At 73.1% G+C, this 3,114-nt stretch carries 2 protein-coding genes; one reads left to right on the top strand and one right to left on the bottom strand.

Going from position 1 to position 3,114, the window contains the following annotated elements:
* Positions 1 to 300: 300 nt before the first annotated feature.
* Positions 301 to 1,503, top strand: coding sequence for a hypothetical protein (locus D7V97_RS45565; RefSeq protein ID WP_199729175.1), 1,203 nt, complete (start codon positions 301 to 303; stop codon positions 1,501 to 1,503).
* A 227-nt stretch (positions 1,504 to 1,730) separates the two neighbouring features.
* Here D7V97_RS45565 and D7V97_RS41670 read toward each other — a convergent pair.
* Positions 1,731 to 3,114, bottom strand: a 1,384-nt coding sequence (locus tag D7V97_RS41670) for a c-type cytochrome (protein WP_147445219.1), incomplete at its 5' end; no start/stop codon positions are given.

The following is a 3,114-nucleotide window of genomic DNA, read 5'->3' as shown; positions in this document are numbered from 1 at the left end:
CTCCAGGACTCGTCGGGGGGCGCGTTCCTCGCGGGAGGCGACGCTTCGGGAGTCTGGGCCCAGGCAGGGGTGCCCGGCGCCAGGACGAGGGCCGACAGGGTGAGGAGGGCGGGGATGCGCATGGAAGAAGGCGGGCAGCCTAGCCCACGCTCCCGCCGTGGACGAAGCCTGCCCGTTCCCCTTCCCGCCATCCGGTCGCGTCCGGAAAGCGGCAGCCTCGCCACAATGCTGATGACGGAGGCCGGCCCCGGTCTACCATCCGCGCTCGCGCGAGATGCGTCGGTGAGGAGAGCAGACGGGATGAGGGTTGGACGGGGCGCACTGCTGATGACGCTCGCCCTGGGGGCTTGCAGGCCCGGCGCGAGCACGGAGGTGACGGAGGCGAAGGACGCGGGCGCCATCGGGCCTCCGGGCCGGCCTTCTCCGCTGACCCTTCCCGCGTGCGACGTGCTGCTGCCGGCGGACCTGCGCGACCTCACGCTCAACGGGTTCACGATGAAGGAGGACCGGGGCTGCCCCACGTGCGGACCGGTCTGCACGTTGCGTTCGGCCGCCCTGCCGGAGGTCTCCGTGTCGGTGGCCTATGACTGCCAGCCGGGCTACGCGAACGCGGACGTGCGCGCGCTGCTCGCGCCCATGTTGAACGCGGGCGGCGAGGAGGTGTCCGCGCTGGGCAAGGCGGCGGCTCGGCGCAACCCGGTGCAGGGCATGACGCAGGTGGTGGCGTGGGACGACGACACGCCCTGTGTCGTCGTCGTCACCTGGCTGGGTGACGACCCCGACCGTGCGATGGACGTGGCCCGGCTCGCGGTGACGGCGCATCAGGCGGTGGAGGACGCGGGCACGGTGCTTCCGCGCCTGGAGGGTGACAGTCCGCTCGGGGACGCGCCGTTGGAGCCGCTGGACACGCTGACGCAGCCGCGCGCGGGAACGACGGATGTGCTCTCCGCGCCCGCGGGTTCACGGCCGCGGCCCTCCGTCGCGCCCGCGGTGGTCCCGCCGCCTCGACGCCCCAGGATGACGGCGCCCGTGGGAACAGGACCCGCGCCTGGATCCGTGGCGCCCCCGCAACCGCCGACGGGCCTGGCGCCAGGGGGAGTGACACCCGCGCCGACGGTGACGCCGCCCCGTCCCGTGAGCACGACGCCGCGTCACGAGGCCGTGCCTGCCGCGCCGACGACCGTACCGCCTGCGCCGACGACCGTACCGCCTGCGCCCACGCCCGTGACGCCTGCGCCCACGACCGCGCCGACGGTGCCCACGCCCGTGATGCCCGCGCCGACGACCGTGACGCCTGCGCCCACGACCGCGCCGACGGTGCCCACGCCCGTGACGCCTGCACCGAAAACCGCGCCGACGGTGCCCACGCCCGTGACGCCCGCGCCCACGCCCGAGCCGAAACCCGTGACGCCCGCGCCCACGGCCGTGCCGCCTGCGTCGGGCGCGGCGACAGGCTCACATCCTCCGGGCCTGATCACGACGGGTGCACCGGACGCGGGCTAGCCTTCGCGGCACCCTCGCGACCGTGATTGCAGGGGAGCAGCCAGCGGATCCGCGGCGCTCACCCCTCCCACCACAAAGCCCATCCGCGCGAACCTGACGCGGCGGACGGACTTCGACCTTCGGGCTCGACCTCGAGCTCCGGGCGTCAATGACAGACACCCCGAACCCACGCCCCATGCCGCGCTCACGCTCCAGGTCCAGCACCACCCCGGAGCGTGCGTGCGCGCCTACAACGTCTGCAGGTACTCCACGAGGTCGTCCACATCCGCGTCGGACAGCTGTGCCGTCTGGCCGTGCTGGTTCGACTCGCGGCCGTTCAACAGACGGGCCTTGAGGGTGGGCGCGCTGCCGTCATGCAGGTACGGCGCGGTGCGGCCCACGCCCAGCAGCGACGGCGTGTTGAGCCCCGCGCTGATGACCCGATCCGCGTCCCGCAGCCCGCCCGTGCGCACGAACGTGCCCACGTCCGCGTTGGTGTTGTTCGTGAGCACGGCGCCCGCGTGGCACGTGTCGCACGCCGCCTTCTTGAACAGCGCCGCGCCTCGCGCCTGCGCCTCCGTCAGCGGCTCGCCCTGGAACGGATTGTCCGTCGCCGGAATCGTGTCGATGAACGCCGCCAGCTTCGCCACCGTGTCGGTGTCCAGCTCCTGGCCGCCCATGCGGTCCCTCACCGTCGCGTTCATGAAGTCCGCCAGGCCGGAGAACTCCCCGCTCCAGTGGAACGGCGCCGTCGACGTCGTCATGCGCCCCGCGAGGCTGGGCGTCTGGCGCGGCCCGTCCGGGAAGCCCCACACGTGGCCGTCCTCGCGGCCCTCCAGGTGGCACGACGCGCAGGACATCCCCACCTCCGGGCTCGTCATCCGCTCGTCCACCGCGGAGAAGAACAGCCGCCGGCCCGCCGCCGCCATCGGGGACAGCACGTCGCCCGAGATGGACAGCCGCGTGCGCTCCTCGGACACGGCGTCGATGCCGTCACCGTTGCTCAGCAGCGTGCTCACCGTGTGGTCGAACGCGTTGTAGACATACGCCTTGCGCCCATCGCGCGTGATGGCGATACCGTTGGGCCCCGCGCCCACCGACACCAACTGCCGCACGGAGCTCGACGGGTTCGGCAGGTCCTCCCCGGAGCGACGCCACGCGGGCACGATGGCCACGTTGTTCGTCTCCTGGTTCACCAGGAACAGCCACGTGCCCGACGGATCCACCACCGCCGCCGACGGGCCCTGGATGGGCGTCTGCATCGACGGGCTCGCGATGAGCGACGTGGGATAGTCCGGCGTCCGGTCCGGCGGCGGCTTGCATTCGTCCAGGTCGTCCACCACCGGCTCCGGCGCCTCGCCGTCCGCGTCGAAGGTGATGAGGCCCGGGGCCACCACGCCTCCGCCGACGCCCGCGCCGCACGGCGTCCCGCCGCCATACAGCGAATCTCCGCCCTGCGAACCGTCATTCCCCGACGACGGGATCAGCTCATCCTCGCGAGACCAGAGCACCGGCGCGAAGAGCCGCCGTCCGTCCGGCGCGCCCATCAGGTCCACCATGCCGCGAGCACGGAAGATCCGCGGCTCCTGCCGGTCAATCACGGGAAACGAGGGGGACCGGGGGAGCTGGGGG

Origin of the sequence: Corallococcus sp. CA053C (genome assembly GCF_003611675.1) — a bacterium.
Taxonomy (GTDB): domain Bacteria; phylum Myxococcota; class Myxococcia; order Myxococcales; family Myxococcaceae; genus Corallococcus.
This window is presented reverse-complemented; position numbering and strand designations above follow the sequence as displayed.

Coding starts and splice junctions, on each gene's coding strand:
- D7V97_RS45565 (WP_199729175.1), top strand. CDS start 301: ATGAGGGTTGGACGGGGCGCACTGCTGATGACGCTCGCCCTGGGGGCT.